This window comes from Kitasatospora sp. NPDC058115, assembly GCF_042884635.1.
Classification (GTDB): Bacteria; Actinomycetota; Actinomycetes; order Streptomycetales; family Streptomycetaceae; genus Kitasatospora.
In genome coordinates, this window is sequence record NZ_JBHVTL010000015.1 from 44871 (window position 1) to 66687 (window position 21817).

The 21817-nt window shown below is 74.8% G+C and carries 25 protein-coding genes; 18 read left to right on the forward strand and 7 right to left on the reverse strand.

Going from position 1 to position 21817, the window contains the following annotated elements; genetic code table 11:
• Nucleotides 1-48 precede the first annotated feature (48 nt).
• The 6 genes from ACFVVL_RS17635 (at nt 49) to mycP (ending at nt 6628) form a co-directional block, all read left to right on the forward strand.
• On the forward strand, nt 49-1464 hold the full coding sequence (locus tag ACFVVL_RS17635) for an RDD family protein (RefSeq protein ID WP_387676053.1): 1416 nt from the start codon (nt 49-51) through the stop codon (nt 1462-1464).
• A gap of 91 nt (nt 1465-1555) precedes the next feature.
• Nucleotides 1556-2284, forward strand: coding sequence for an RDD family protein (locus tag ACFVVL_RS17640; protein WP_380294211.1), 729 nt, complete (start codon nt 1556-1558; stop codon nt 2282-2284).
• Nucleotides 2285-2472: 188 nt separating this feature from the next.
• Nucleotides 2473-3189 (forward strand): endonuclease V, encoded by a 717-nt coding sequence (locus tag ACFVVL_RS17645; protein WP_387676056.1) that lies wholly within the window; start codon nt 2473-2475, stop codon nt 3187-3189.
• Nucleotides 3190-3283: 94 nt separating this feature from the next.
• Nucleotides 3284-3736, forward strand: coding sequence for a hypothetical protein (locus ACFVVL_RS17650; protein WP_380294213.1), 453 nt, complete (start codon nt 3284-3286; stop codon nt 3734-3736).
• Nucleotides 3733-5262: a WXG100 family type VII secretion target gene (locus ACFVVL_RS17655; protein ID WP_387676060.1), complete on the forward strand. Its 1530-nt coding sequence runs from the start codon at nt 3733-3735 to the stop codon at nt 5260-5262. Before ACFVVL_RS17650 ends, ACFVVL_RS17655 begins: the two co-directional genes overlap by 4 nt.
• A 115-nt stretch (nt 5263-5377) precedes the next feature.
• Nucleotides 5378-6628, forward strand: a complete 1251-nt coding sequence (gene mycP / locus ACFVVL_RS17660; protein WP_387676063.1) for a type VII secretion-associated serine protease mycosin — start codon at nt 5378-5380, stop codon at nt 6626-6628.
• Here the strand turns inward: mycP and ACFVVL_RS17665 are convergent.
• A complete protein-coding gene (locus ACFVVL_RS17665; RefSeq protein WP_387676066.1) occupies nt 6619-7212 on the reverse strand; it encodes a GNAT family N-acetyltransferase in 594 nt (197 codons plus the stop codon). The two genes, mycP and ACFVVL_RS17665, sit on opposite strands and share 10 nt — an antisense overlap.
• Nucleotides 7213-7271: 59 nt before the next feature.
• Nucleotides 7272-7919, reverse strand: a complete 648-nt coding sequence (locus ACFVVL_RS17670) for an NAD(P)-dependent oxidoreductase (RefSeq protein ID WP_387676069.1) — start codon at nt 7917-7919, stop codon at nt 7272-7274.
• A 139-nt stretch (nt 7920-8058) separates the two neighbouring features.
• On the opposite strand from ACFVVL_RS17670, the gene ACFVVL_RS17675 reads away from it, so the two are divergent.
• Complete coding sequence (locus tag ACFVVL_RS17675; protein ID WP_387676072.1) at nt 8059-8541, forward strand: winged helix-turn-helix transcriptional regulator; 483 nt, start codon at nt 8059-8061, stop codon at nt 8539-8541.
• Nucleotides 8538-9113 carry a DinB family protein gene (locus ACFVVL_RS17680; RefSeq protein WP_387676075.1) on the forward strand — a complete coding sequence of 192 codons (576 nt, stop codon included), beginning with the start codon at nt 8538-8540 and terminating at the stop codon, nt 9111-9113. Before ACFVVL_RS17675 ends, ACFVVL_RS17680 begins: the two co-directional genes overlap by 4 nt.
• A 51-nt stretch (nt 9114-9164) precedes the next feature.
• On the opposite strand, the gene ACFVVL_RS17685 is transcribed toward ACFVVL_RS17680, so the two are convergent.
• Together ACFVVL_RS17685 and ACFVVL_RS17690 are read right to left on the reverse strand one after the other, a co-directional pair.
• Nucleotides 9165-9662 carry an RNA polymerase sigma factor gene (locus tag ACFVVL_RS17685; protein WP_380294221.1) on the reverse strand — a complete coding sequence of 166 codons (498 nt, stop codon included), beginning with the start codon at nt 9660-9662 and terminating at the stop codon, nt 9165-9167.
• 553 nt (nt 9663-10215) lie between these two features.
• Nucleotides 10216-10977 carry a hypothetical protein gene (locus tag ACFVVL_RS17690; RefSeq protein ID WP_387676078.1) on the reverse strand — a complete coding sequence of 254 codons (762 nt, stop codon included), beginning with the start codon at nt 10975-10977 and terminating at the stop codon, nt 10216-10218.
• A 256-nt stretch (nt 10978-11233) separates the two neighbouring features.
• On the opposite strand from ACFVVL_RS17690, the gene ACFVVL_RS17695 reads away from it, so the two are divergent.
• A complete protein-coding gene (locus tag ACFVVL_RS17695) occupies nt 11234-12262 on the forward strand; it encodes a hypothetical protein (protein WP_387676081.1) in 1029 nt (342 codons plus the stop codon).
• Between the two features lie 22 nt (nt 12263-12284).
• On the opposite strand, the gene ACFVVL_RS17700 is transcribed toward ACFVVL_RS17695, so the two are convergent.
• Entirely contained in the window at nt 12285-12875 is a 591-nt protein-coding gene (locus ACFVVL_RS17700) for an isochorismatase family protein (RefSeq protein WP_380294224.1), read from the reverse strand.
• A 182-nt stretch (nt 12876-13057) separates the two neighbouring features.
• Nucleotides 13058-14374 (reverse strand): nicotinate phosphoribosyltransferase, encoded by a 1317-nt coding sequence (locus ACFVVL_RS17705; protein WP_387676084.1) that lies wholly within the window; start codon nt 14372-14374, stop codon nt 13058-13060.
• Nucleotides 14375-14576: 202 nt separating this feature from the next.
• On the opposite strand from ACFVVL_RS17705, the gene clpS reads away from it, so the two are divergent.
• From clpS to ACFVVL_RS17750, 9 genes are all read left to right on the forward strand, one after another.
• Nucleotides 14577-14870, forward strand: coding sequence for an ATP-dependent Clp protease adapter ClpS (clpS, locus tag ACFVVL_RS17710; RefSeq protein WP_350544761.1), 294 nt, complete (start codon nt 14577-14579; stop codon nt 14868-14870).
• A gap of 88 nt (nt 14871-14958) precedes the next feature.
• Nucleotides 14959-15543 carry a DUF2017 domain-containing protein gene (locus ACFVVL_RS17715; RefSeq protein WP_380294226.1) on the forward strand — a complete coding sequence of 195 codons (585 nt, stop codon included), beginning with the start codon at nt 14959-14961 and terminating at the stop codon, nt 15541-15543.
• Between the two features lie 244 nt (nt 15544-15787).
• Nucleotides 15788-17245, forward strand: coding sequence for an amino acid permease (locus ACFVVL_RS17720; protein ID WP_380294227.1), 1458 nt, complete (start codon nt 15788-15790; stop codon nt 17243-17245).
• A 54-nt stretch (nt 17246-17299) separates the two neighbouring features.
• A complete protein-coding gene (locus ACFVVL_RS17725; RefSeq protein ID WP_380294228.1) occupies nt 17300-17731 on the forward strand; it encodes a Mov34/MPN/PAD-1 family protein in 432 nt (143 codons plus the stop codon).
• 150 nt (nt 17732-17881) lie between these two features.
• Nucleotides 17882-18001, forward strand: a complete 120-nt coding sequence (locus ACFVVL_RS17730; protein ID WP_380294229.1) for a putative leader peptide — start codon at nt 17882-17884, stop codon at nt 17999-18001.
• Between the two features lie 103 nt (nt 18002-18104).
• On the forward strand, nt 18105-18383 hold the full coding sequence (locus ACFVVL_RS17735; RefSeq protein ID WP_350544771.1) for a MoaD/ThiS family protein: 279 nt from the start codon (nt 18105-18107) through the stop codon (nt 18381-18383).
• Nucleotides 18384-18468: 85 nt separating this feature from the next.
• Nucleotides 18469-19437: a PLP-dependent cysteine synthase family protein gene (locus tag ACFVVL_RS17740; RefSeq protein WP_387676091.1), complete on the forward strand. Its 969-nt coding sequence runs from the start codon at nt 18469-18471 to the stop codon at nt 19435-19437.
• Between the two features lie 170 nt (nt 19438-19607).
• Nucleotides 19608-19811, forward strand: a complete 204-nt coding sequence (locus ACFVVL_RS17745) for a MerR family transcriptional regulator (RefSeq protein WP_380294231.1) — start codon at nt 19608-19610, stop codon at nt 19809-19811.
• Between the two features lie 196 nt (nt 19812-20007).
• A complete protein-coding gene (locus ACFVVL_RS17750) occupies nt 20008-20754 on the forward strand; it encodes an MBL fold metallo-hydrolase (RefSeq protein WP_387676094.1) in 747 nt (248 codons plus the stop codon).
• Nucleotides 20755-20818: 64 nt separating this feature from the next.
• On the opposite strand, the gene ACFVVL_RS17755 is transcribed toward ACFVVL_RS17750, so the two are convergent.
• A complete protein-coding gene (locus tag ACFVVL_RS17755; protein WP_380294233.1) occupies nt 20819-21736 on the reverse strand; it encodes a branched-chain amino acid transaminase in 918 nt (305 codons plus the stop codon).
• Nucleotides 21737-21817 lie beyond the last annotated feature (81 nt).

Here is a 21817-nt window from a genome sequence, read left to right on the forward strand (position 1 = left end):
CACCCTCGCCGGGCGCGCCGCATCGGCCTGCCAGGAAAGCGAGCCCCCATGACGGACCGGCCCTTCGCCGGCGGCAGCACGGACACGGCCGCCGGCCCCGCGCCGGGCTACTACCCCGACCCCTCCATCCCCGGCTACGTCCGCTACTGGGGCGGCTCGGCCTGGGTGCCCGGCACCAGCCGGCCCGCCCCGGCCGAGGGCGAGGTGCTCGAACCGCCCCGGTACGCGACCCGCCGCCCGGGGGTGGCGCCCGGCGGGGGCGGGGCGGGGCGGTACGTGCCGCCGCCGGTGGCGGTGGCCGCCGAGCCGGCGGGGGAGCCCGAGGGGCGGAGGACGCCGTCCGGCGGGGACAGCGGGCCGGTGTACCTGGACCAGACCGGGGGCGGCGCGTCGTTCACCTTCGTGGTGCCGGAGAACGGGCCGGTGTTCCGGCGCGGCGGGGAGCGGGCGCCTGCGGCGGGGGCCGGGCGGGCGTTCGAACGGGTGCCGGGGCCGGCGGCGGAGCCGGAGCCGGTGGCGGGCGCGGTGTTGCTGCCGGAGCCGTGCCCGGAGGCGGGGCCGGCGCCGGAGCCCGGACCGCGTCCGGGGCCCGAGCCGGCCGGGTGGCAGGCGGATCCCCGGGCGCAGCACGGGCTGGGCGAGCCGGGCGACGAGTCGCGCTGGGTGTCCTGGGGAGTGCTGCCGGAGGCGGCGGAGGTGCCGCCCGCCGAGGCGTCGCCCGTCCCCGGGCCGGCCGGCCCGCGGTCCGTCCCGGCCCCGGCCCCGGTGCCGTCGCAGGTGCCGTCGCCGTCGCCGCAAGCGCCTCCGGTGGAGGTGGAGGCGGAGGCCGGGGCGGACGCCGAACCCGTCCCGTCCGCCGCCCCCGCGCCCACCGCCCCCGCGCCCGCGCCCGCCGCCGTGCGGCCCCCCGCCCCCCGGCCCGCCGCCCCGCGCCGTCGCGCCGCGGCGGCGGCGGCGCAGCAGCAGCCCGCCGGGCTCGGCCGCCGCCTCGCCGCCCGGCTGGTCGACACCGCCGTGCTGGCCGTGGTCGCCGTCGCCGCGGGCGTCCCGCTCGGCCGCTCGGTCGAGGCGCACCTCCAGCGCAAGCTGGACCGGGCCCGGATGGCCAGCCGGCTCACCCACCGCCAGATCGACGTCTGGCTGGTCGACGGCACGGTGGTCGGCAAGGCCGCCGTCCTGCTCGGCATCCTGCTGTTCGTGGGCCTGCTCTACGAGGTCCTGCCGACCGCCCGCACCGGCCAGACCTTCGGCAAGCGGCTCGCCCGGATCCGGGTGGTCGCGGTGGGCCGGACGGCGGCGGGCGGCGCTCCGGCCCGTCCGGGGATCGGCCGCTCCCTGGTCCGGTGGCTGGTCCGGCAGCTCTCGATGCTGCTGCCGGCCGGGCTGTTCTGGCCGCTGTTCGACCGCCCGGCGCGGCGCGGCTGGCACGACCGGGCGGCCCGCACCCGGGTCGTCCGGCACTGAGGCTCCCTCGGCTTCACCCCCGGTGGTCCCGGTCGGACAAAACGGAGTCAATATCCCAAGTTCGTACAATGTGTGATGTTCTACTCGGGTCATGAGCACCTACGACCCCTCAGGCCCCGAGCCGGAGGGGGGCGGCAAGCCCTCCTTCGGCAAGCAGCCCCCGCAGTCGGGCGGCGGCACGCCGGAAGGTACGCCGTCGGACCCGTACGGCACCCCGCCCTCCGCCACCCCGCCGCCCGCCGGTGACGGCCCCGGCGCGTACGGCGGCACCTACGGCGGCGCTCCCTCCGGCGCTCCCTACGGGCAGAACCCCTACGGCCGGTCGCCCTACGACCAGCCCCCGCCCGGCTACGGCCCCGCCGGGTACGGTGCGCCCGGCGGCGGACCCGTCCCCGGCATGCCCCCGCTCGGCAGCTGGCCCAACCGGATCCTCGCCCGGCTGATCGACTACCTGCTGGTGCAGGCCGTCGCCCTGCTCCTGGTCCTGCCGTTCGCCAGCCTCACCGACCGCTCCGGCTCGGCCGGCGCCTTCTGGCTCGCCTGCGCGCTCTACCTCGTCTACGAGGGCGTCATGCTCGGCCGGGACGGGCAGACCCTCGGCAAGAAGGCCATGAAGATCCGGGTCGCCATGCTCGTCGACGGCAACTCCCCGACCCAGTCCGCCGCCTGGACCAGGGCGGCGGTCTTCATCCTGCCCGCCGTGCTCTGCTGCGCCGGGCTCTGGTGGCTCATCGACGGCCTGTTCGGCGTCTTCGACAAGCCCTACCGGCAGTGCATCCACGACAAGGCGGCGAAGACGGTGGTGGTCTCCACCGCCTGAACCGGCGGACCGGGCCCTCCCGTGCTCCCGGCCGGCGTGCGGCAACTCCGCGCGCCGGCCGGCCGCGTGCGGGGCATGCGGGGCGCACGGGGCGTACGCCCGCGGACGCGCCCCCGGGGCCCGTCCGCCCCGCTCGGTACGGTGGGCCCGACCGCACCACCGCTCCGCGCACCCCAGGGGGAACCGCCGTGCCCGTCCCCGCCGACTGGCCCACCACCGAGGCCGAGGCGCTTGCCGAACAGGCCCGCCTGCGCCCGCTCGTCCGTCCGACCGGCGCCATCGGCACCGCCGCCGGCCCGGACGGCGACGACCGGCTGATCGCCGGCGTCGACGTCGCCTACGACGACGCCCGCGACCTCGTCGTCGCGGCCGCCGTGGTCCTCGACCGCGACACCCTCGCCGTCGTCGAGGAGACCACCGCCACCGGACGCGTCGCCTTCCCCTACATCCCCGGCCTGCTCGCCTTCCGCGAACTCCCCGCCGTCCTCGACGCCCTCGCCGCCCTCACCCACCGCCCCGGCACCGTCGTCTGCGACGGCTACGGCCTCGCCCACCCGCGCCGCCTCGGCCTCGCCAGCCACCTCGGCGTCCTCACCGGACTGCGCACCCTCGGCGTCGCCAAGACCCCGTTCACCTTCGACCACCGCGACCCCGGCCCCGCCCGCGGCGACTCGGCCCCGCTCACCGACCCGGCCACCGGCGAGGAGGTCGGCCGCGCCCTGCGCACCCGGACCGGCGTCAAGCCCGTCTTCGTCTCGGTCGGCCACCGCATCGGCCTCGCCGAGGCCGTCGGGACCGTCCTCGCCCTCACCCCCCGCTACCGCCTGCCCGAGACCACCCGGCACGCCGACTCGCTCTGCCGCCGCGCCCTCGCCGCGATCGGCCGGACACCGGACGTGAACTGACGGCCCACCAGGGGAGCGGGTCGTGTGTTAGACATGACTCGCTCACCAGAACCGTCAACGACACACCGGCCGGACGCACGGGGGAGGCGCCGCAGTGGCAACGGGGAACGGAACGGGATCGACCGGCGGGGCGGGGCGCGGCTACCGCGTCGAAGTCGAACAGCTGCGCGCCTTCGCGGCCCAAGTGCGGCTGCTGCTCGCCGAGTTCCAGCACCACGCCGACGGCAACACGGCCCACGGCAGCAGTGGCATCGGCCCCAACGCGCTCGGCCCCTTCGCCGAGGCCGCCGAACTGCGCAGCCGCTACCAGACCATGCGCGACGGTCTGCGCGACGTCCTCAACCAGCTCCAGGACGCCGTCGACGACGCCCAGAAGAAGGCCGAGCTCACGGCGACCAACTACGAGGAACAGGAGCGCCGGACCAAGGGCGGTCTGAAGCTCGCCGACGACGGCTGGTCGGTGGCCAACCCCTCCGCCGCCAGCTACGGCGCCTACGCCCGGACCACCGCGCCGGCCCGGCACGACGACGGGAAGGGCGTCCGATGACGTACACCGACTTCGGCGCCTACAGCCACGCCGAACTCCGCCGGATGGTCCAGGCCCTCAACCCCGGCGAGGTGATGGCCGCCGCCGACCCCTGGCGCCGCGCCGCCGACACCCTCAAGGCCATCCGCGCCACCCTCACCCGCGCCAGCACCGAGGCCGCCACCTCGTGGGAGGGCAGCACCAGCGACGCCTTCCACGCCCGCATGCTCCACCTCGCCGCCACCATCAACACCACCGCCTCCTACGCCAACGACGCGGCCAACACGCTCAAGGCGGTCTCCGAGGCCATGGCGAAGGCCAAGCGCGACATGCCCGAGGAGCCCAGCGGCTGGGCGCAGGTCAAGGACGGCGTGAGTGACACCGTCTCCTCCCTCTTCGGCGCCGACGACGAGGACTCCCGCACGGCCATCGCCGACCAGCGGAAGGGCGAGGCCGCCACCGTCCTGCAGACCCTCGCCATGCACTACCGGACCGCCACCCCGATGCTGAAGCCCCCACCACCCCCGGGGCAGCCACGCCCGGGTGCGAAGGACGACTACACGGACCGGTCGGCGGACGACGCGGGCACGAGTGGCTTCGCGGGTGTGGGCGGTTTCCTCGGTGGCATCGGTGTCGGCAACGCCGGCACCGGAGCAGCACCCGTGTCGCGTCCGCGGGAAGGTGCGCCGGCGGATCCCCGGACGGGTGGTGCCGCACGGTCGGCTCCACAGATGGCCGTCCCGTCCCCGTCGAAGGAACCCCGGATTCCCGTCGAGCCCGGTGTCAAGGGCGGGGTCGCCAGGCCGTTGCCCAAGGCCACTCCGGTGAGCTTCGGTGCCGGAACGGTCGTCGACGGGGCTGCCCTCGTTCCCCCGGCCGCTCCGGCTTCCGGCGGGCAGCCGTTGTTGGGCGGGAGCGGTACGTCGATCCTCGGGGCGCCGGGGAACAGCAGCGGAAGCCAATCCGTCGCCCACAGCCCCGTCGCGCAGCCCGCTGTGCCGCAGGGTGGCCCCGGGGGAGGGACGTCCCACCAGAGCGGGATCCCGCAGTCCTTCGGCCAGGCCGGCAGACAGGGGCCGAGCGCCGTGGGGAGCGGACAGACCGGGCCGGAGGCCGTGCGCGGTGGCCGCGAGGCGGCACAGGGGCGGCCCGGAGCGGGCCGCAGTGGTACGCCCTTCGGCGCCGGGGGAATGCCGGGCGTGGTCGGCGGCGGGGCCGTCGGCGCAGGTTCGACACGGGGCAGGGGCGCCGCCGACGGCGCGGCCGGTCGGGCCGGAGGCACGGTCGTCGGTGTCGGGGATCGTTCCGGCAAGGGCGGCGGCGGCCGGGAGGCCTTCACCGAAGGTGGCTCGGGTCTGGGAGCGCGCGGACGGGTCCGGTCGGAGGGCGGCCCGGGCAGCCCGCTGACGCAGGGGCCCATGGTGCCGCTCGGCAGCACCGACCGAGGCAGGAAGGACAACGAGAAGCGGCGGCGTCCCGACTACCTCGTCGAGGACGAGGAGACCTGGGCGCCGGACGACCCGGTCAATCCGAACGTGGTGGAATGACGCCCGGCGGGCCGATCGATCGACTGCCCCGCGGCGTCTTCGGGCCGCGGGGCAGCCTCTGCACTGAGTGGGGTGGCGGGACTTGAGGAGCTGGCGTCTGATTCGCGGGGCGGCCGTGCTGCTGGCGGGCGGACTGCTGGCGGCCGTGGGCACGGGTCCCGCTCACGCCGACAGCGTGCGCGACTCGCAGTGGCCCCTCGCGGCCTATCGTGCGGACTCGGCAGTCTGGCCGGTCTCACGGGGAGAGGGCGTCACGGTCGCCGTCATCGACAGCGGTGTGTTGAAGGACCACCAGGATCTGACGGGGCAGGTGCTGGCAGGCACGGACCTCACGGGGCAGAACACCGATGGCACCGTGGACACCAGTGGTCACGGCACCGGTATGGCGAGCCTCATCGCCGGTCACGGCCACGGCGCAGGGGCCGGCATCATGGGCCTCGCTCCGGAGGCCAGGATCCTCCCGATCCGGGTCACCCTGGATGCGGATTCCCTGTCGGACCACTCCGAAATCGCCCGGGCGATCCGCTATGCCGTCGATCACGGTGCGAAGGTCGTCAACATGTCGATCGGTGGACCCTCCGGGGTGAACCCCGATGAGCGTGCGGCGGTCAAGTACGCGCTCGACAAGGATGTGGTGCTCGTCGCGAGTACGGGCAACGACGGGGACAAGGGCGGCGCAGTCGAGTACCCGGCCGCATTTCCCGGTGTCGTGGCGGTCGGCGCGGTCGACCGGAACGGGCTGCTCTGGAACAGGTCGAGCTCAGGCCCCGAGACCACCTTGGTGGCGCCGGGTGCGGACGTCCCCCGGGCCGGGGCCAAGTCCACGAGTGCGCACGGCGTCGCCAACGGCACCTCCGACGCCACCGCCTACGTCTCCGCCACCGCCGCGCTGATCCGGGCGAAGTACCCGGACCTCTCCGCCGGGCAGGTCATCACCCGGATGATCAAGTCCGCCACCCCGCCCGCGGACGGCTCGGCGGTGCCGAACAACCGCTACGGGTACGGGGTGTTGTCACCGGCGAAGGCGCTGGAGGCGAATCCGGCGGTGGACGGGGGGCCTCGGGAGAACCCGTTGGCCGGGCGGGCGGAGGCGCAGGCGGCTCCGTCCGTGCCGCCGGCCGAGGAGGAGTGGGACTCGCCGCCGCCGGTGACCGTGCCCGCGAACCAGGAGAACCGCGGTGTGACGTGGGTGCTGAGGGGTGCGGCGGCGCTCGCGGGCGTGGTGCTGGTGGGCGTCGTGGTGGGAGTGCTGCTGGTGGTGCGCGGGCGACGCCGCCGGGAGCGGGCCGCCGCCGCCGCTGCTGCGGCGGCGGGGTACCCGGGGTATCCGCCACCGCCGCAGCAGTGGCCGCCGCATCAGGGGTGAGCGGCGAGCCACTCGGGCCGCAGCGCGGCCATCCGGAGGACGTCGTGGTACTCGCCGGCCCAGTGGTGGGCCTGGCGGGCGCGGCCCTCGTGGCGGAAGCCGGCCTTCTCGTACACGCGGGTGGCGCGCGGGTTGTAGGCGTAGACCTCCAGTTCGACGCGGTGGAGGCGGACGGTCCCGAAGGCGTGGCGCAGGAGCAGGAGGGTGGCCTCGGTGCCGATGCCCCGGCCGGTGCTGTCGGGGGTGAGGGCGATCCGGTAGTGGGCGGAGGCGTTGTCGACGTCGACGTCGTTGAGGGCGAGTTCGCCGAGGAAGCGGCCGGTGGCGCGGTCCTCGACGGCGAGGTCGAGGCGGTCGCGCTGGTCGGGGCGGGTGGTGCACCAGTGGCGGATCTCGTCCTGGGTGAAGGCCCGCCGGGTGCCGGTGAGGCGGTTGGTCTCCTCGTCGTCGGTGAACCGCCACATGGCGTCGGTGTGCCGGGCGGCGAGCGGGACGAGGGTGACGGCGGCGCCGGGCAGGGTGGGCTTGCGGGCGAGCGCACCGGGGTCGAAGGCGGCCCGGGGGTCGGGGGCGGAGTTCGGCATGGTGTCCAGGGTGGACCGGACCGCTCCGCTCCCTCCACCGGTTTTACCCGCCGGGCGGCTCACTCGGCGACGGCGATCTGCTCACGGTGGCGGGCGGCCGGGCCGGTGAGCTGGTCGGTGACGGCGGCGGCGAGGTCGGCCTGGGCGATCCGCGTGCCGAGGACCTGCGGGCCGCCGGTCCGGTAGCGGCCGGTGCCGGGGGCGGTGCGGTCGAGGTCCAGGGGCGGGGTGACGACGACCCAGTCGAGGCCGGCGGGGGAGTCCCGGAGGAGGTCCAGGGCGGCGGCGTGGCCGAGGGAGAAGGCGCGGTGGGCCTCCGGGAAGGCCGGGTCGTCGTGGACGGCGACGCCGGGGGCGGTCTCCAGGGTGGTGGCGACGCCGACGTGGACGAGCCGGTGGACACCGGCGGCGGCGAGGCCGGTGACCAGGGCACGGGCCGCGGCGGGGTAGAACGCCCCGGAGGGGACGTCGGGGGTGTGGACGGTGCTGACGGCGGCGGCGTGGCCGAGGGCGGCGGTGGCGACGGCGTCGGGGTCGGTGACGTCGCAGCGGACGAGGGTGGTCCCGGGGCCGGCGAGGTCGGCGTGCCGTTCGGGGGAGCGGACGGCGGCGGTGACGGTCAGGCCGCGCCGGCGGGCCTCGGCGACCACGGCCCGGCCGACCTGGCCGCCGGCGCCGAACACGATGACATCGATGGTGGGGTTCACGGGTTCTCCGTCCGTCCGCCGGTGGCGGGGCAGGGGCGGGGGCGCCGATCGCCGCCCGCCGTCGCCGTGACGGTAGAACGGGGGGTGCCGGTTACTTCAACGGTACCGGCGGGAAAGCCCGTTCGGTTACCGTCGGGGCATGACTCGGACCGTGCCCGCACCGTTGCCGCCGGACTTCTTCGACCCGCACTGCCCGGTGCAGCGGGTCCCCGTGCTGGGCAGCAGGAAGTGGGCGTGGCGGATCGTGCGCTGCCTGGAGGGCGGTCCGCGCCGGTTCTCGGAGCTGCGGGTGCCGCTGACCGGCATCACCGCGAAGGTGCTCGCCGAGTCGCTGCGGTCGATGGAGCACGACGGTGTCGTCAGCCGGACGGAGTACGCGGAGAACCCCCCGCGGGTGGAGTACGCGTTGACGCCGCTCGGCCGGACGCTGCTGGGGCCGATGGACGCGGTGTGCGACTGGAGCCGGGCGAACCTGGCCGAGCTGCTCGCCGCCCGGGAGGCCGCGGAGGGCGCGCGGGCCCCGGAGGGCGCCGGGGAGGACGGCGCTGGCAGGATTTCGGTGCCCGCTGGCGGCGAAGCCGCTGGTGGGAGCGGTGCGGGCGCGGTCATCCTGGGCGCATGACCACTTCGGAGCAGAGCAGCGGTGCCACGGCCGGCGACGACGCGATCGTCCCCGACACCAAGGACTGGACGTGGGTGCTGGAGCGCCCCTGCGCGGACTGCGGGCTGGACGCCGGCGCGGTCGTCCGGGAGGACGTGGCCGGGATGATCCGGGCCAACGCGGCGGGCTGGGTGCGGGTGCTGGCCGGGGAGCCGGAGGCGCTGCGCCGCCGTCCGCGGCCGGAGGTCTGGTCGGACCTCGAATACGCGTGCCACGTCCGGGACGTCTTCCGGCTGTTCCACGTCCGGCTGAACCTGATCCTGGAGGAGGACGACCCGCTGTTCCCCAACTGGGACCAGGACGAGACGGCCGTCGCCGAGCGGTACGGCGAGCAGCGGCCGGCCGTGGTGGCGGGGGAGCTGGAGGAGGCGGCGCAGGTGCTGGCGGCGGCGTTCGCGGGGGTGTCGGGCGCGCAGTGGGGGCGTACCGGCAACCGCAGCGACGGGGCGCGCTTCACGGTGGAGTCGTTCGCCCGCTACCTGATCCACGACCCGGTCCACCACCTGTACGACGTCACGGGTGAGCGGGTCTGAGGGAGCCGGCGAGGGGGGGGTCACCGGCTCACGGCCGTCCCGGTCCGGGGTTCACCACCCGGAGGCCTCGCGCAGCATGGTGCGGCGGAGCCGGCCGGCCACGCTGGCGGTGTCGGTGCCGATGACGTCGGCGATCTCCGGGGCGGCGAGGCCGACGACGTAGTGCAGGATGGCGAGGTCGTCGTCGGCGGGCCGGCCCGGCCGGTCCTGGGCGCCGGGCCGGTGCGGGCCGTCGGGCTGGTCGCGCTCGTCGGCGTGGCCGGAGGGCGGGCCGCTCCGCCGGGTGTGCTCGCCGACGGTGTCGCGCAGGATCTGCCAGGCGTGCGCGGTGGGGTTGGAGCTTCCCAGCAACTCGCGCCACTGGACGGCGATTTCGGCGAACGCCTGCTGGACGGCACCGGCCGCCCGGTCCGGGTCGGGCAGCCAGACCCGGGCGTAGCTGAGGTACCGCGGTCGGTGCAGCTCGCAGAACGCCGCGAACTCCAGCGGTACGGCGGGTTCACCGGCCGCTGGCGGCGGCTCGGCGGTGCTGTCATGACGTTGGGTCATCTCGGCTTCTCGGCAAGTGAGATGGGCTTCTGACGGTCGATCATCTGTGCTCACTCTACGGTAGGCGCTCGGTGCGCTGGGTTACCAATCGACTGGATTGCCCGGAAGGCGCCGCCGCTCGGCCGGTTCCGGCGGTGGCCGGCCGGAGGGTCGGCGGGCGGTGCGGCGGTGGCGGACGGGCGGGGAGTGGTGCGCAGTGGTGTCAGAGGCGTGGGTGCGGAGCGTTGTGGCCGGTCAGCGGGGTGGCGCGGCCGACGGTGGCGGCCGGTCGGCACGCCACCGTGGAGGGTGTGATGTGCCACCGTAAGCGGTCCGGCGGTTCTCGTCCACGTCTGCGGCGCGAAGCCGCGCCCGCACCACCGGGCGCACCACCGTCCGCGCGCCGCCCCGGGGCGCGACGGGCCGTGCCGGGCTGCGGCGCAGCCGCGGGCGGGCCTGCCGGCGGGTGCCCCCGGGAGGGGGTGGGATGATGGGCCGGCCCCGTCGCACGCGTCCCGCGTGCCCGGCCCTTCGACGGCGTATCGCCGTGTGCGAGCTGAAAGTTGACGAACTATCAGGAGCTCGTGCGGCGGCTCTCCGCGGGGGTGATCCGGTCGTCCGGCGAGGTGCCCCGGGCGAGCTGGGCGGGGAACGCCTCGACCGCCCGGCGGCGGACGAGTCGCGCGGCCGCCGCAGCCGCGGCCCCTGCGGTCCCGGCCGCCTCCGTGGCGGCGGTCAGTCGCTCCCGCTCGTGCTCCCGGCCCCGGGCGTCCGCGGCCCCGTGCTCGGCGGTCGCGTGCTCCACGCCCGCCCGTCCGGCGTTCTGCCGGGTCTGTGGGATCTCCTCGGTCTGCTGGGCCTGTTGGGCCTCCTGTTCCTCGTGGACGGCGTCGTGGACGGCGTCGTGGGCGGCCGTGCGCACGGCCTCGCGGGCACCCTCGTGTGCGGCCTCGTGCGCGGCCTTGGCGGCGGTCCGGAGGCGTGCCGCCCCGGAGCCCCGCCGGGCCCGCCCGTGGGCGGTGCGCGCCGCCTGTTCCTCGGCCGCCTGTCTAGCGGCCAGGTACGCCTGGACGGCGGCCATTCCGTAGACGGGCTGGATCAGCTGGTGGCCCTTGAAGAAGGGGCGGGCGGGGGCGAACCCGGCGGCGACCACCAGGTCGCGGATCTCCGCTATCTCCGCCTCGCTGCGTGCGGTGAAGCGGACCTCCCATCCCTTCTTGTAGGTATGGCCCTGTGCGCCGCTGCGGCGGGCCGGGTCCGGCCGGCGGACGTATCCGGGCAGGCGTCCGAGGCGGAGCTGGGCCGCGCGGAGGCCGGCGGTCTCGTCACGTGACATGTACTAAGGGTAGGCAATCCGGCGGGCTGGAGTGACGCCCGGAGGTGACTTCGCCGTATGTGCTTGATCACGCAGGGTCAGACGGCCTGGTGGCCGATCGAAGATGATCAGATATGACAAGCAGCTGATCACCCATTCCTCCGAATGGGTGAGGGTATGAGGACTTTAGTGCGGCCTGATCCCGGTTTCACGACGGTTGGGTAACAGTGCGTCAGGCGGCCGCGACTCGCTCCGGGACCTTGGGGATGGTGTCGGCATGAGCTACCGCATTCCCGTGCCGCCGCCGTCCCTGGAGGAACTGGCGCGCCGTCAGCAGAACGTCCTCACCGCCGGCCAGCTGCGCGCCCGGGGTGTGCCGGCCCGGATCATCGGCGAGCACTGCCGCCGCGGCGGTCCCTGGCAGCGGCTGCTGCCTCGGGTCTACCTGCTGCAGTCCGGCGACCCCTCGCCGGAGCAGCGGATGTGGGCGGCGCTGCTCTACGCGGCGCAGAACGGCCGGGAGGAGGGCCGCCGCGCGGGGGCGGTGATCACCGGCACGGCCGCGCTCGCGCTGTACGGCTTCGCCGCGGTGCCCCGGCTGCCCGCCGTCACCGGGGTGGACGTGCTGGTGCCCCGCCAGCGCCGGCTGAAGGACGCCGGGGAGGTGCGGATCCGGCGCACCGAACGGGAGTTGGTGGCGCGCTCGGTGCACGGGCTGGCCTGCGCGCCGGTGTCCCGGGCGGTCGCCGACGCGCTGGGGGAGTGGACGTCCGGCGACCGGGACGGCGGGGGAGCGGCCGGTCCGGCCCCGGTCCGGGAGGTGCTCTGCGAGGCCGTCCGCCGCCCCGAGCTCCGCTGCCCGGTGGGCGAGCTGGCCGCCGAGCTGGCCGAGTGCGGGCTGACCGCCGACCCCCGGGTGCGGGCCGTGCTGGACGGCCTGCTGGCCGCCGAGCGGGACCGGATGCTGGAGCGGGTCGGCGAGCTGGTGGACGAGTGGCTGCTGCCCGTCCCGCTGACCGGCCCCGAGCTGCGGATGCGCGGCGGCACCTTCGTCGCCGTGCCGGACCTCTACTGGCCCTCGGCGGGGGTGGCGGTCGAGGTCGACTCGGAGCTGCGCTGCGTCGGTGACGGCGAGGCGGCCTGGGTGCGCGGCGGCCGGCACCGGATGGAGTACCTGGGGGTGCGGGTGGTCCGCGTCCGCGGCGCCCGGCTGGCCGAGGACGCGGAGGCGGTCGGCGCCGAGCTGCGCGAGGCGCTCCGGCTGGGCGGGACCGACGTGGTGGAGCTGCTGGTCACCGAGCACTGAGCCGGGAGCCGGATCCCGGCGCTCAGCCCCCGACGACCGGCGTGCCGACCAGTTCCACCCCGGCCGCCCGCAGCTCGTCCAGCGCGGCGGCGGTGGTCGGCGCGGCCACCCCGGCGGTCAGGTCGAGCAGCACCCGGGTGGTGAACCCGGCCCGCACCGCGTCCAGCGCGGTGGCCCGGACGCAGTGGTCGGTGGCGATGCCGACCACGTCCACCTCGGTGACCTGACGCTCGCGCAGCCACTCGGCGGGGCCCCGGCTGTTCTCGTCCACGCCCTCGAAGCCGCTGTACGCCGCCGCGTAGGCGCCCTTGTCGAAGACCGCCTCGATCGCGCCGGAGGTGACGGACGGGGCGAAGTTGGGGTGGAAGCCGACCCCCTCGGTGCCCGCCACGCAGTGCACCGGCCAGCTGTGCACGTAGTCGGGGTGGTCGGAGAAGTGGTCGCCCGGGTCGATGTGGTTGTCGCGGGTGGCGAGGATGTGCCGGTAGCCGGGCGCCGACTCGGCGATGAGATCGGTGATCGCGGCGGCCACCTCGGCCCCGCCGGCGACGGCCAGGCTGCCGCCCTCGCAGAAGTCGTTCTGCACGTCGACGACGATCAGTGCCCGGTGCATGGCTGGCATTCCTCGGTCTGGTGGGGTCCTGCGGAGGACGCGGAGGGGGACGTGAGGGGGTCTCACGGTCCGTACGGGGGAACTCTACGGTCGACTGTAGGCAGTGGCATCCGGGGGCGGAAGGCCCGGGGCGGGCCCGGCCCTTCCCCCGTCCACGAACGGCCGCCGCCCGTGCGGCGCCGTCACACGTGCAGCTCGGTCGCCAGCACCGGGTCGCCCTTGGAGAGCTGGGTGGCCGACAGCGGCAGCGCCGCCCGGACCCGGTCGTGCCGCTCGCGCGCGGCCTCCAGCGGCTCCCGGCCGACCACCTCGCCGGCCTTGACCAGCGGCACCTGCAGCAGGTGCGGGGCCAGCGCGTCCGGGACGGGTCCGGTGCCGACGACCTCGGCCTCGGCGACGCCGTCCGCGTCGGGCCGCCGGGCCGCCCACTTGCGCCCGCCGATGCTGGTCTTGCCGCCGGCCGCGCGCTTGGCGACCGGGACCAGCGGGCCGTCCTCGCCGGCGGCGCGGGCGACCAGCTTGTAGACCATCGCGCAGGTCGGCTCGCCGCTGCCGGTGACCAGACTGGTGCCGACGCCGTAGCCGTCCACCGGGGCGGCGGCGAGCGCGGCGATCGCGTACTCGTCGAGGTCGGAGGTGACGATGATCCGGGTGCCGGTGGCGCCGAGCTCGTCGAGCTGGCGGCGGACCCGGTGCGCGAGCAGGGTGAGGTCGCCGGAGTCGATCCGCACGGCGCCCAGCTCGGGGCCGGCCACCTCGACGGCGGTGCGCACGGCCTCGCGCAGGTCGAAGGTGTCGACCAGCAGGGTGGTGCCCCGGCCCATCGAGTCGATCTGCGCCCGGAAGGCGTCCCGCTCGCTGTCGTGGACGAGGGTGAAGGCGTGCGCGGCGGTCCCGGTGGTCGGGATGCCGTAGGTGAACCCGGCCTCCAGGTCGGAGGTGGCCGCGAAGCCGGCCACGTACGCGGCGCGGGCGGCGGAGACGGCGGCCCGCTCGTGGGCGCGCCGGGCGCCCATCTCGATCACCGGGCGCCCGCCGGCGGCGGAGGTCATCCGGGAGGCGGCGGCGGCGATCGCGGAGTCGTGATTGAGGATCGAGAGGATCACCGTCTCCAGGATCACCGCCTCGGCGAAGCTGCCCTCGACGGTGAGCAGCGGCGAGCCGGGGAAGTAGACCTGGCCCTCGGGGTAGCCGTGGATGTCGCCGGTGAACCGGTAGTCGGCGAGGAAGCGCAGCGTGTCCTCGTCGACCACCCGCCCGTCGGAGAGCCAGTCGAGCTGGGCGGAGGTGAAGCGGAAGTCCTCCACCGCGTCCAGCACCCGGCCGGTGCCGGCCAGCACGCCGTAGCGCCGGCCGGCGGGCAGCCGGCGGGTGAACACCTCGAAGACGGAGCGGCGGTGCGCCGCCCCGCTGCGCAGGGCGGCCTGCAGCATGGTGAGCTCGTAGCGGTCGGTGAGCAGCGCGGTCGAGCCGGCCGCGGGCACGGAAGTGGCGTCCATGAGGATGATGCTACTACCCCTTAGCGTCAATGTGACGATTTCTCGGGCCGGGGATCCGCCCAGCGCGTCGCGGCGGCGGGGGGCGGAATCGCCCGCCGGTCCCCCGGATGGCAGCATGGGGCTGGAGGGGCACGTGGAAGCCACGTGAAGGCCGGGTGGGAGTCACCCGGGAACCGAACTGAGCGGCAGGAGGGATCCGGCGGTGAGTGTCGCGCCCGTGGAGATCGAGCGCCCGGAGGTCGAGGGCGTACCGGTGACGGAGCCGGACACCCCGTGGGTCACCATCGTCCACAACGATCCGGTCAACCTGATGAGCTACGTCCAGTACGTCTTCCAGGCCTACTTCGGCTACCCGAAGGAGAAGGCCAGGAAGCTGATGATGGAGGTGCACACCAAGGGCCGGGCGGTGGTCTCCAGCGGCTCGCGCGAGGAGATGGAGCGCGACGTGCAGGCGATGCACGGCTACGGCCTCTGGGCGACCCTGCAGCACGACTGACCGCACGGCCGGCCGCACCGGGCGGCCGCACCCGCGGCCGCGCGGCCGCGGACCACTGGAACCGACGAGGACGGGCTGACCGATACCGATGGCTGGGTTGTTCGAGAGTGCCGGCGCCGGGGGCGCGGTGCTCGCGCTGGACGAGCTGGAGGCCTCCATCCTGCGCTCGCTGGAAGTGCAGATGCTGGAGCTGATCGGCCCCGGCCCGGGCGGCGACGGGGACGGGCCCGGCGATCCGCTGGCGGCGCTGTTCGCCGAGGGGCCGAGCAGGGCGCCCGAGGACCCGGCGCTGGCCCGGCTCTTCCCGGACGCCTACGGGGACCCGGACGGGCCGGCCGACCCGGAGGCCCGGGAGGCCGCCGGGGAGTTCCGCCGCTACACCGAGCTGGACCTGCGGGCCCGCAAGCGCGACGACGCGCTGCACGTCGTCCGGGCGCTGGACGGCCTGGGCGGCGAGGGCGGCCTGGTCACCCTGGACGCGGGCGCGTGCCTGCGCTGGCTGGGCGCGCTCAACGACCTGCGGCTGACCCTGGGCGTGCGGCTGGAGGTCACCGAGGACGACGAGCGGGGCCTGTACGACCTGCCGGACACCGACGACCGCAAGCCGCTGGTGATGGCGTACCTGTGGCTCGGCGCGCTGCAGGAGTCGCTGCTGGAGGCGATCGCCGGCTGAGCCCGCCGCCGAGGCTCCGGGGGCGCCCCCGGAGCGGGGCTCCCCCGTTCGGAGCAGGCCCCGGCCGCTCGTCCGCATGGTGGACGAGCGGCCGAGGCTTTTCCGGCCAAAACGGGCGAAACCCTATCAGGGCATGCTCAAATATCGCTCAGATGGACACCGCTATCCGGACCGTGCGTGGTACGACTGCTGCTCCCCACCCCCACGACTCCCACCCGCGACATCCCATCCAGGACGGTGCAGCATGGCCGAACAGCTCTACGACGAGGTCGTCGACGCCAGACCGGACGACGAGGGCTACCACCGGGGTCTGGGCAGCCGCCAGATCCAGATGATCGCGATCGGCGGTGCCATCGGCACCGGTCTGTTCCTCGGCGCGGGCACCGCCATCTCGAAGTCCGGCCCCAGCCTGATCCTGTCCTACGCGGTCGCCGGCGTGGTGATCTTCGCGATCATGCGGGCGCTCGGCGAACTGCTCACCTACCGCCCGGTGGCCGGCAGCTTCGCCGAGTACGCGCGGGAGTTCCTCGGCCCCTTCGCCGGCTACGTGACGGGCTGGACGTACTGGCTCTTCTGGGTTGTCACGGGCATGGCGGAAACCACCGCGGCGGCCGTCTACGTGAAGTTCTGGGCGCCGGACATCCCGCAGTGGCTGTCCGCGCTCTGCTTCCTGGTGCTGCTCTACGGGGCCAACCTGATCTCGGTGAAGATCTTCGGCGAGATCGAGTTCTGGTTCTCCATGGTCAAGGTCACCGCGATCATCGGCATGATCCTGATCGGCATCGGGGTGCTCACCCTCGGGTTCAGCGACGCCGGCGACACCGCGTCGATCACCCACCTGTGGCAGGACGGCGGCTTCTTCCCCAAGGGCATCGGCGCCACCGTGATGACCCTGCAGATCGTCATGTTCGCCTACCTGGGCGTCGAACTCGTCGGCGTCACCGCCGGCGAGAGCGAGAACCCCAGGAAGACCCTCCCGCGCGCCATCAACACCCTGCCGTGGCGGATCGCGCTGTTCTACATCGGCGCCCTGGTCATCATCCTCTCGCTTGTCCCGTGGACCGAGTTCCAGCCCGGCGTCAGCCCGTTCGTCGCCACCTTCGGCAAGATCGGCATCCCCGCCGCGGCCGGCATCATCAACTTCGTGGTGCTCACCGCCGCGCTCTCCTCCTGCAACTCCGGCATGTACTCCACCGGCCGGATGCTGCGCGACCTCGCCCTGCGCGGCCAGGCCCCCGGACGCCTCACCCGGCTCAACGCCCACCGCACCCCGGCCGCCGCGATCACCGTCTCCTCGCTGCTGATGGGCGTCGGCGTGGTGCTCAACTACCTCGTCCCGGCCAAGGCGTTCGAGTACATCACCTCGGTCGCCACCGTCTGCGGCCTGTGGACCTGGGCGATGATCCTCATCTGCCAGATCCGCTACCGCCGGGCCTGGAAGGGCGGCCACCTGCCGCCGCCCACGTTCAAGGCCCCCGGCGGCGCCTGGAGCAGCTGGGCCGCGCTGGCCTTCCTCGCGCTGGTGGTCGTGCTGATCGGCCTCGACCGCGACAACCGGATCTCGCTGTACGTCTTCCCGGTCTGGGCCGTGCTGCTGGTGGCCGGCTACCGCGGGCTCGGGCGCCGCACCCCCGCCGCGGTGCACGCCGTCGCCCACGACCACCTGCACGTGCCGGACGACGGCACCCCCGGCCCCCGCTGACCGCGCCTCGGACGCCCCGGCGATCCGTCGCCGGGGCGTGACTATCCTGGCGCCATGCTGACCATCACCCGAGAACTGCGCGACGCGATCGTCGCCCACTCCCGCGCCGACCACCCGGACGAGGCCTGCGGCGTGGTCGCGGGGCCGGAGGGCAGCGGCCGCCCCGAGCGGTTCATCCCGATGCTCAACGCGGCCCGCTCGCCCACCTTCTACGAGTTCGACTCGGGCGACCTGCTCAAGCTCTACCGTGAGATGGACGACCGGGACGAGGAGCCGGTGATCGTCTACCACTCGCACACCGCCACCGAGGCCTACCCCTCGCGCACCGACGTGAGCTACGCCTCCGAACCGAACGCCCACTACGTCCTGGTCTCGACCGCCGAGGGCAACGGCCCGGACGACCCGTACCAGTTCCGCTCGTTCCGCATCGTGGACGGCGTGATCACGGAGGAAGACGTCCAGGTCGTCGAGGCCTACCCGGCCTGACCCGCACCCACCTGGGCGAGGCCCGCCGACCGCCCGCGAGCGGTCGGCGGGCCGTTGCCTTTCCCGGCCCGTCTCGGGATGAGGGACGGACTCGTCCGCATCACGGGACGGGCATGGAGGAGCGGCCCCGGGAATCTATACGATGAGCCCATGCGTTCCGTCGATGTGAGCAACCAGGCCCCGGGCACCCGCCTCGTGGCGCGCCTGCACATCGACCTGTGCCGGCACGCCGGCGCCATCTGTCCCGGCACGCCGGCGCACTCGCGCTGAGCCGCCCGTCCGGCCCGCCCGCGGACACCACCGCCCCGGGCCGCAACGCCCTGCCGCGCCCACTGCGGCCCACCCACCTCACGACTCGCACAGGAGCGCAGCCATGGCTATCGAGGTCCGCATCCCGACCATCCTCCGCACCTACACCGACGGCGCCAAGGCCGTCGAGGGCACCGGCAGCAACCTCGGGGAACTCTTCCACGACCTCGACGCCCGCCACCCGGGCATCGCCGCCCGTCTGCTGGACGGCGGCGAGCTGCGCCGCTTCGTCAACGTCTACCTGAACGACGAGGACGTCCGCTTCCTGGAGGGCATCTCCACCGCCCTCGCCGACGGCGACAGCGTCACCATCCTGCCCGCCGTGGCCGGCGGCGCCCGCTGACCACCCGCCCGGCCCGCCCCGCGCACCGCCCGGGGTGGGCCGGGCCGCCCGCACCGAACCCCACCGCCGCCCGCCGGAGGACCCCTTGCGCTACGACAGCCCGCTCGAAGCCGTCGGCAACACCCCGCTGGTCCGCCTGCCCCGGCTGTCCGCCGCGGTACCGGGCAACACCGAGGGCCTGGTCACCCTCTGGGCGAAGCTGGAGGACCGCAACCCCACCGGCTCCATCAAGGACCGCCCCGCGCTGCACATGATCGAGCGCGCCGAGGCCGACGGCCGGCTCACCCCCGGCTGCACCGTCCTCGAACCCACCAGCGGCAACACCGGCATCTCGCTGGCCATGGCGGCCAAGCTCAAGGGCTACCGGATGGTCTGCGTGATGCCCGAGAACACCAGCGAGGAGCGGCGCGAACTGCTCCGCATGTGGGGCGCCGAGATCATCCCCTCGCCCGCCGCCGGCGGCTCCAACACCGCCGTGCGGATCGCCAAGGAGATCGCCGCCGAGCACCCCGACTGGGTCATGCTCTACCAGTACGGCAACCCCGACAACGCCGGCGCCCACTACACCGGCACCGGTCCCGAGATCCTCGCCGACCTGCCCACCGTCACCCACTTCGTGGCCGGCCTCGGCACCACCGGCACCCTCATGGGCGTCGGCCGCTTCCTGCGCGAGAAGGTCCCCGGGGTGCGGATCGTCGCCGCCGAGCCGCGCTACGACGACCTCGTCTACGGCCTGCGCAACCTCGACGAGGGCTTCGTCCCCGAGCTGTACGACGCCGAGGTGCTCACCACCCGCTTCTCGGTCGGCTCCGCCGACGCCGTCCGGCGCACCCGCGAACTCCTCCAGGAGGAGGGCATCTTCGCCGGCGTCTCCACCGGCGCGATCCTGCATGCGGCGATCGGGGTGGGCCGCAAGGCCGCCCGGGCCGGCGAGCGCGCCGACATCGTCTTCGTGGTCGCCGACGGCGGCTGGAAGTACCTGTCCACCGGGATCTACACCGCCGAGTCTACCGAGGCCGCCGTCGAGGCGCTGCAGGGCCAGCTCTGGGCGTAGGGCGGGTCCGGGGGAGCGGCCCCGGTCCGCGCGAACGGGGGATATGTCCCCGTCGTGCTTCCGGTTCGTCACGGTACGACCACGATGTCCGGTCCGGGACGGGGATTCCCGGACCGCCCGGAAAGGCTGCTCACGAACGTCCCCGCACGCACCAGCGGAGGTGACCCCCCGTGAGACCCCCCGTGAGCCGCGGCACCGACCTGTGGTCGTACGCCGAGATCGCCCGCCACATCAACGTCCAGCCCGAGACCGTGCGCACCTACCGGCGCCACGGCCTGCTGCCCGAACCGGACCTCGTCGACGCCGGCGGCCACCCCCGCTGGTACCCCCGCACCATCCGCGACTGGGCCCGCCGGCGCCCCGGCCACCGCTGACCCGCCGGCGCGGCGCCCCCGCCCCCGCCTCCCCGGCGTTCTGGTGATTCCAGCCACAGCACGGCACGGAGACGGGGGCAAAGCGCCGGTCCGCCCTTACCCTCGACACACGCGCAGGGCAGCGCCTCCGGCCGGTATCCCCGGCCCGCTGTCATGACCAGCGGCAGCCAGGACGTGTCGGGGCGGAGGGGCTCGGATGAAACTGACCGTGGTGGGGTGCTCGGGGAGCTTCCCGTCCGCCGACTCGCCGTGCTCCAGCTACCTGGTGGAGGCCGACGGCTACCGCGTCGTGCTGGACCTCGGCAACGGGGCGCTCGGCGCCCTGCAGAAGTACGTCTCGATCTACGACGTCGACGCCGTCCTGCTCAGCCACCTGCACGCCGACCACTGCGTCGACCTGTGCGCCTACTGGGTCGCCCGCAACTACCGGGCCGAGGGCTGCCCCGACCCGATGCCCGTCTACGGCCCGGCCGGCACCGCCGCACGGATGGCCCGCGCCTACGACATGCCGGAGAACCCGGGGATGAAGGAGGTGTTCGAGTTCCGCACCCTCACCCCCGGCCGCTTCGACCTCGGCCCCTTCCGGATCGACGTCGCCCAGGTCAACCACCCCGTCGACGCCTTCGCCTTCCGGCTCGAACACGGCGGCCGCAGCCTCGTCTACTCCGGCGACACCGGGGAGAGCGCCGAACTCGTCGAGCTCGCCCGGGACACCGACCTCTTCCTCTGCGAGGCCGCCTACCTCGACGGCCGCGACACCTACCGGGCCGTCCACCTCAACGGCCGCGAGGCCGGCGAGCACGCCACCGCGGCCGACGCCCGCCGGCTCGTCCTCACCCACATCCCCCCGTGGACGGACGCCGAACTCAACCGGCGGGACGCGGCCGCCGCCTACGCCGGACCGGTCGACATCGCCCGGCCCGGTGCGGTCTACGAGGTCTGACCCCTCGCCGGGCCACTGCGCCCGCCGGCCCGCCGGGCCACCGGGCCACCGCACCCCCCCGGGCTCACTCCACGAACGTCAGCCAGTGCCGGTAGCGCTCGTCCGCACCGGTCACCGCCGCCTCGTAGGCCGCCCGCAGCCGCGCGGTCAGCGGCCCCGGGGCGGCCGGCAGCTCCCGGTCGTCCAGCGAGCGCACCGCCACCACCCCGGCCGCCGTCCCGCACAGGAACACCTCGTCCGCCGCGTACAGGTCCGACCGCAGCAGCGGCTCCACCCGCACCGGCACGTCCAGGTCGCGGGCCAGCGTCAGCAGGGTGTCCTGGGTGATCCCCTCCAGGGCGCCCGCGCTCGGCGGAGGCGTGCGCAGCACCCCGCCCCGCACGACGAACACGTTCTCGCCCGTGCACTCGCCCACCGTGCCGTCCGGGCCGAGCAGCAGCGCCTCGTCGTACCCCGCGTCGGTCGCCTCCCGGCGGGCCAGCACCGCGTTCAGGTACGGGCCGGTCGCCTTCGCGGCGGGCGGCACCGTGTTCGGGTCGGTCCGCCGCCAACTGCTCGTCTTCAGCCTGATCCCGCCCTGCGCGTCCGGCAGTTGGGAGTGCCACGGCCAGCTCGCGATCGCCGTGACGGTCGGCGCGGACCGCATGTCCAGGCCCATCGTGCCGTGGCCCAGGAAGGCGAAGTGCCGCAGGTAGCAGGAGCGGTGGCCGTTGGCCCGCACCAGGTCGACGGTGGCCTTCGCCAGCTCGTCCACCCCGTAGGGCAGTTCCATCCGCAGCATCCGCGCGCTGCGGTGCAGCCGGCGCAGGTGCTCGGGCAGCCGGAACACCGCCGGACCGTCCGCCGTGGCGAACGCCCGGGTGCCCTCCAGCACCCCCGTTCCGTAGTGCAGGCCGTGGGAGAGGACGTGCGTGGTCGCCGCGTGCCACGGCACCGGCGCACCGTCCAGCCAGATCGTCGAAGCCTCGGGAAGAACCGTCATGGGCGCCATCCTGACCACCCCGGCACCCCCGGTCAGCGCCCGGAACGCTGCCGGAACCGGCCATGACCGGGAGCGGAAGCC

Excerpts from the sequence above, each read along its gene's own strand:
- ACFVVL_RS17635 (WP_387676053.1), top strand. The coding sequence starts at position 49 with ATGACGGACCGGCCCTTCGCCGGCGGCAGCACGGACACGGCCGCCGGC.
- ACFVVL_RS17640 (WP_380294211.1), top strand. The coding sequence starts at position 1,556 with ATGAGCACCTACGACCCCTCAGGCCCCGAGCCGGAGGGGGGCGGCAAG.
- ACFVVL_RS17655 (WP_387676060.1), top strand. The coding sequence starts at position 3,733 with ATGACGTACACCGACTTCGGCGCCTACAGCCACGCCGAACTCCGCCGG.
- ACFVVL_RS17665 (WP_387676066.1), bottom strand. The coding sequence starts at position 7,212 with ATGCCGAACTCCGCCCCCGACCCCCGGGCCGCCTTCGACCCCGGTGCG.
- ACFVVL_RS17675 (WP_387676072.1), top strand. The coding sequence starts at position 8,059 with ATGACTCGGACCGTGCCCGCACCGTTGCCGCCGGACTTCTTCGACCCG.
- ACFVVL_RS17680 (WP_387676075.1), top strand. The coding sequence starts at position 8,538 with ATGACCACTTCGGAGCAGAGCAGCGGTGCCACGGCCGGCGACGACGCG.
- ACFVVL_RS17685 (WP_380294221.1), bottom strand. The coding sequence starts at position 9,662 with ATGACCCAACGTCATGACAGCACCGCCGAGCCGCCGCCAGCGGCCGGT.
- ACFVVL_RS17690 (WP_387676078.1), bottom strand. The coding sequence starts at position 10,977 with ATGTCACGTGACGAGACCGCCGGCCTCCGCGCGGCCCAGCTCCGCCTC.
- ACFVVL_RS17695 (WP_387676081.1), top strand. The coding sequence starts at position 11,234 with ATGAGCTACCGCATTCCCGTGCCGCCGCCGTCCCTGGAGGAACTGGCG.
- ACFVVL_RS17700 (WP_380294224.1), bottom strand. The coding sequence starts at position 12,875 with ATGCACCGGGCACTGATCGTCGTCGACGTGCAGAACGACTTCTGCGAG.
- ACFVVL_RS17705 (WP_387676084.1), bottom strand. The coding sequence starts at position 14,374 with ATGGACGCCACTTCCGTGCCCGCGGCCGGCTCGACCGCGCTGCTCACC.
- ACFVVL_RS17715 (WP_380294226.1), top strand. The coding sequence starts at position 14,959 with ATGGCTGGGTTGTTCGAGAGTGCCGGCGCCGGGGGCGCGGTGCTCGCG.
- ACFVVL_RS17720 (WP_380294227.1), top strand. The coding sequence starts at position 15,788 with ATGGCCGAACAGCTCTACGACGAGGTCGTCGACGCCAGACCGGACGAC.
- ACFVVL_RS17725 (WP_380294228.1), top strand. The coding sequence starts at position 17,300 with ATGCTGACCATCACCCGAGAACTGCGCGACGCGATCGTCGCCCACTCC.
- ACFVVL_RS17730 (WP_380294229.1), top strand. The coding sequence starts at position 17,882 with ATGCGTTCCGTCGATGTGAGCAACCAGGCCCCGGGCACCCGCCTCGTG.
- ACFVVL_RS17735 (WP_350544771.1), top strand. The coding sequence starts at position 18,105 with ATGGCTATCGAGGTCCGCATCCCGACCATCCTCCGCACCTACACCGAC.
- ACFVVL_RS17750 (WP_387676094.1), top strand. The coding sequence starts at position 20,008 with ATGAAACTGACCGTGGTGGGGTGCTCGGGGAGCTTCCCGTCCGCCGAC.
- ACFVVL_RS17755 (WP_380294233.1), bottom strand. The coding sequence starts at position 21,736 with ATGACGGTTCTTCCCGAGGCTTCGACGATCTGGCTGGACGGTGCGCCG.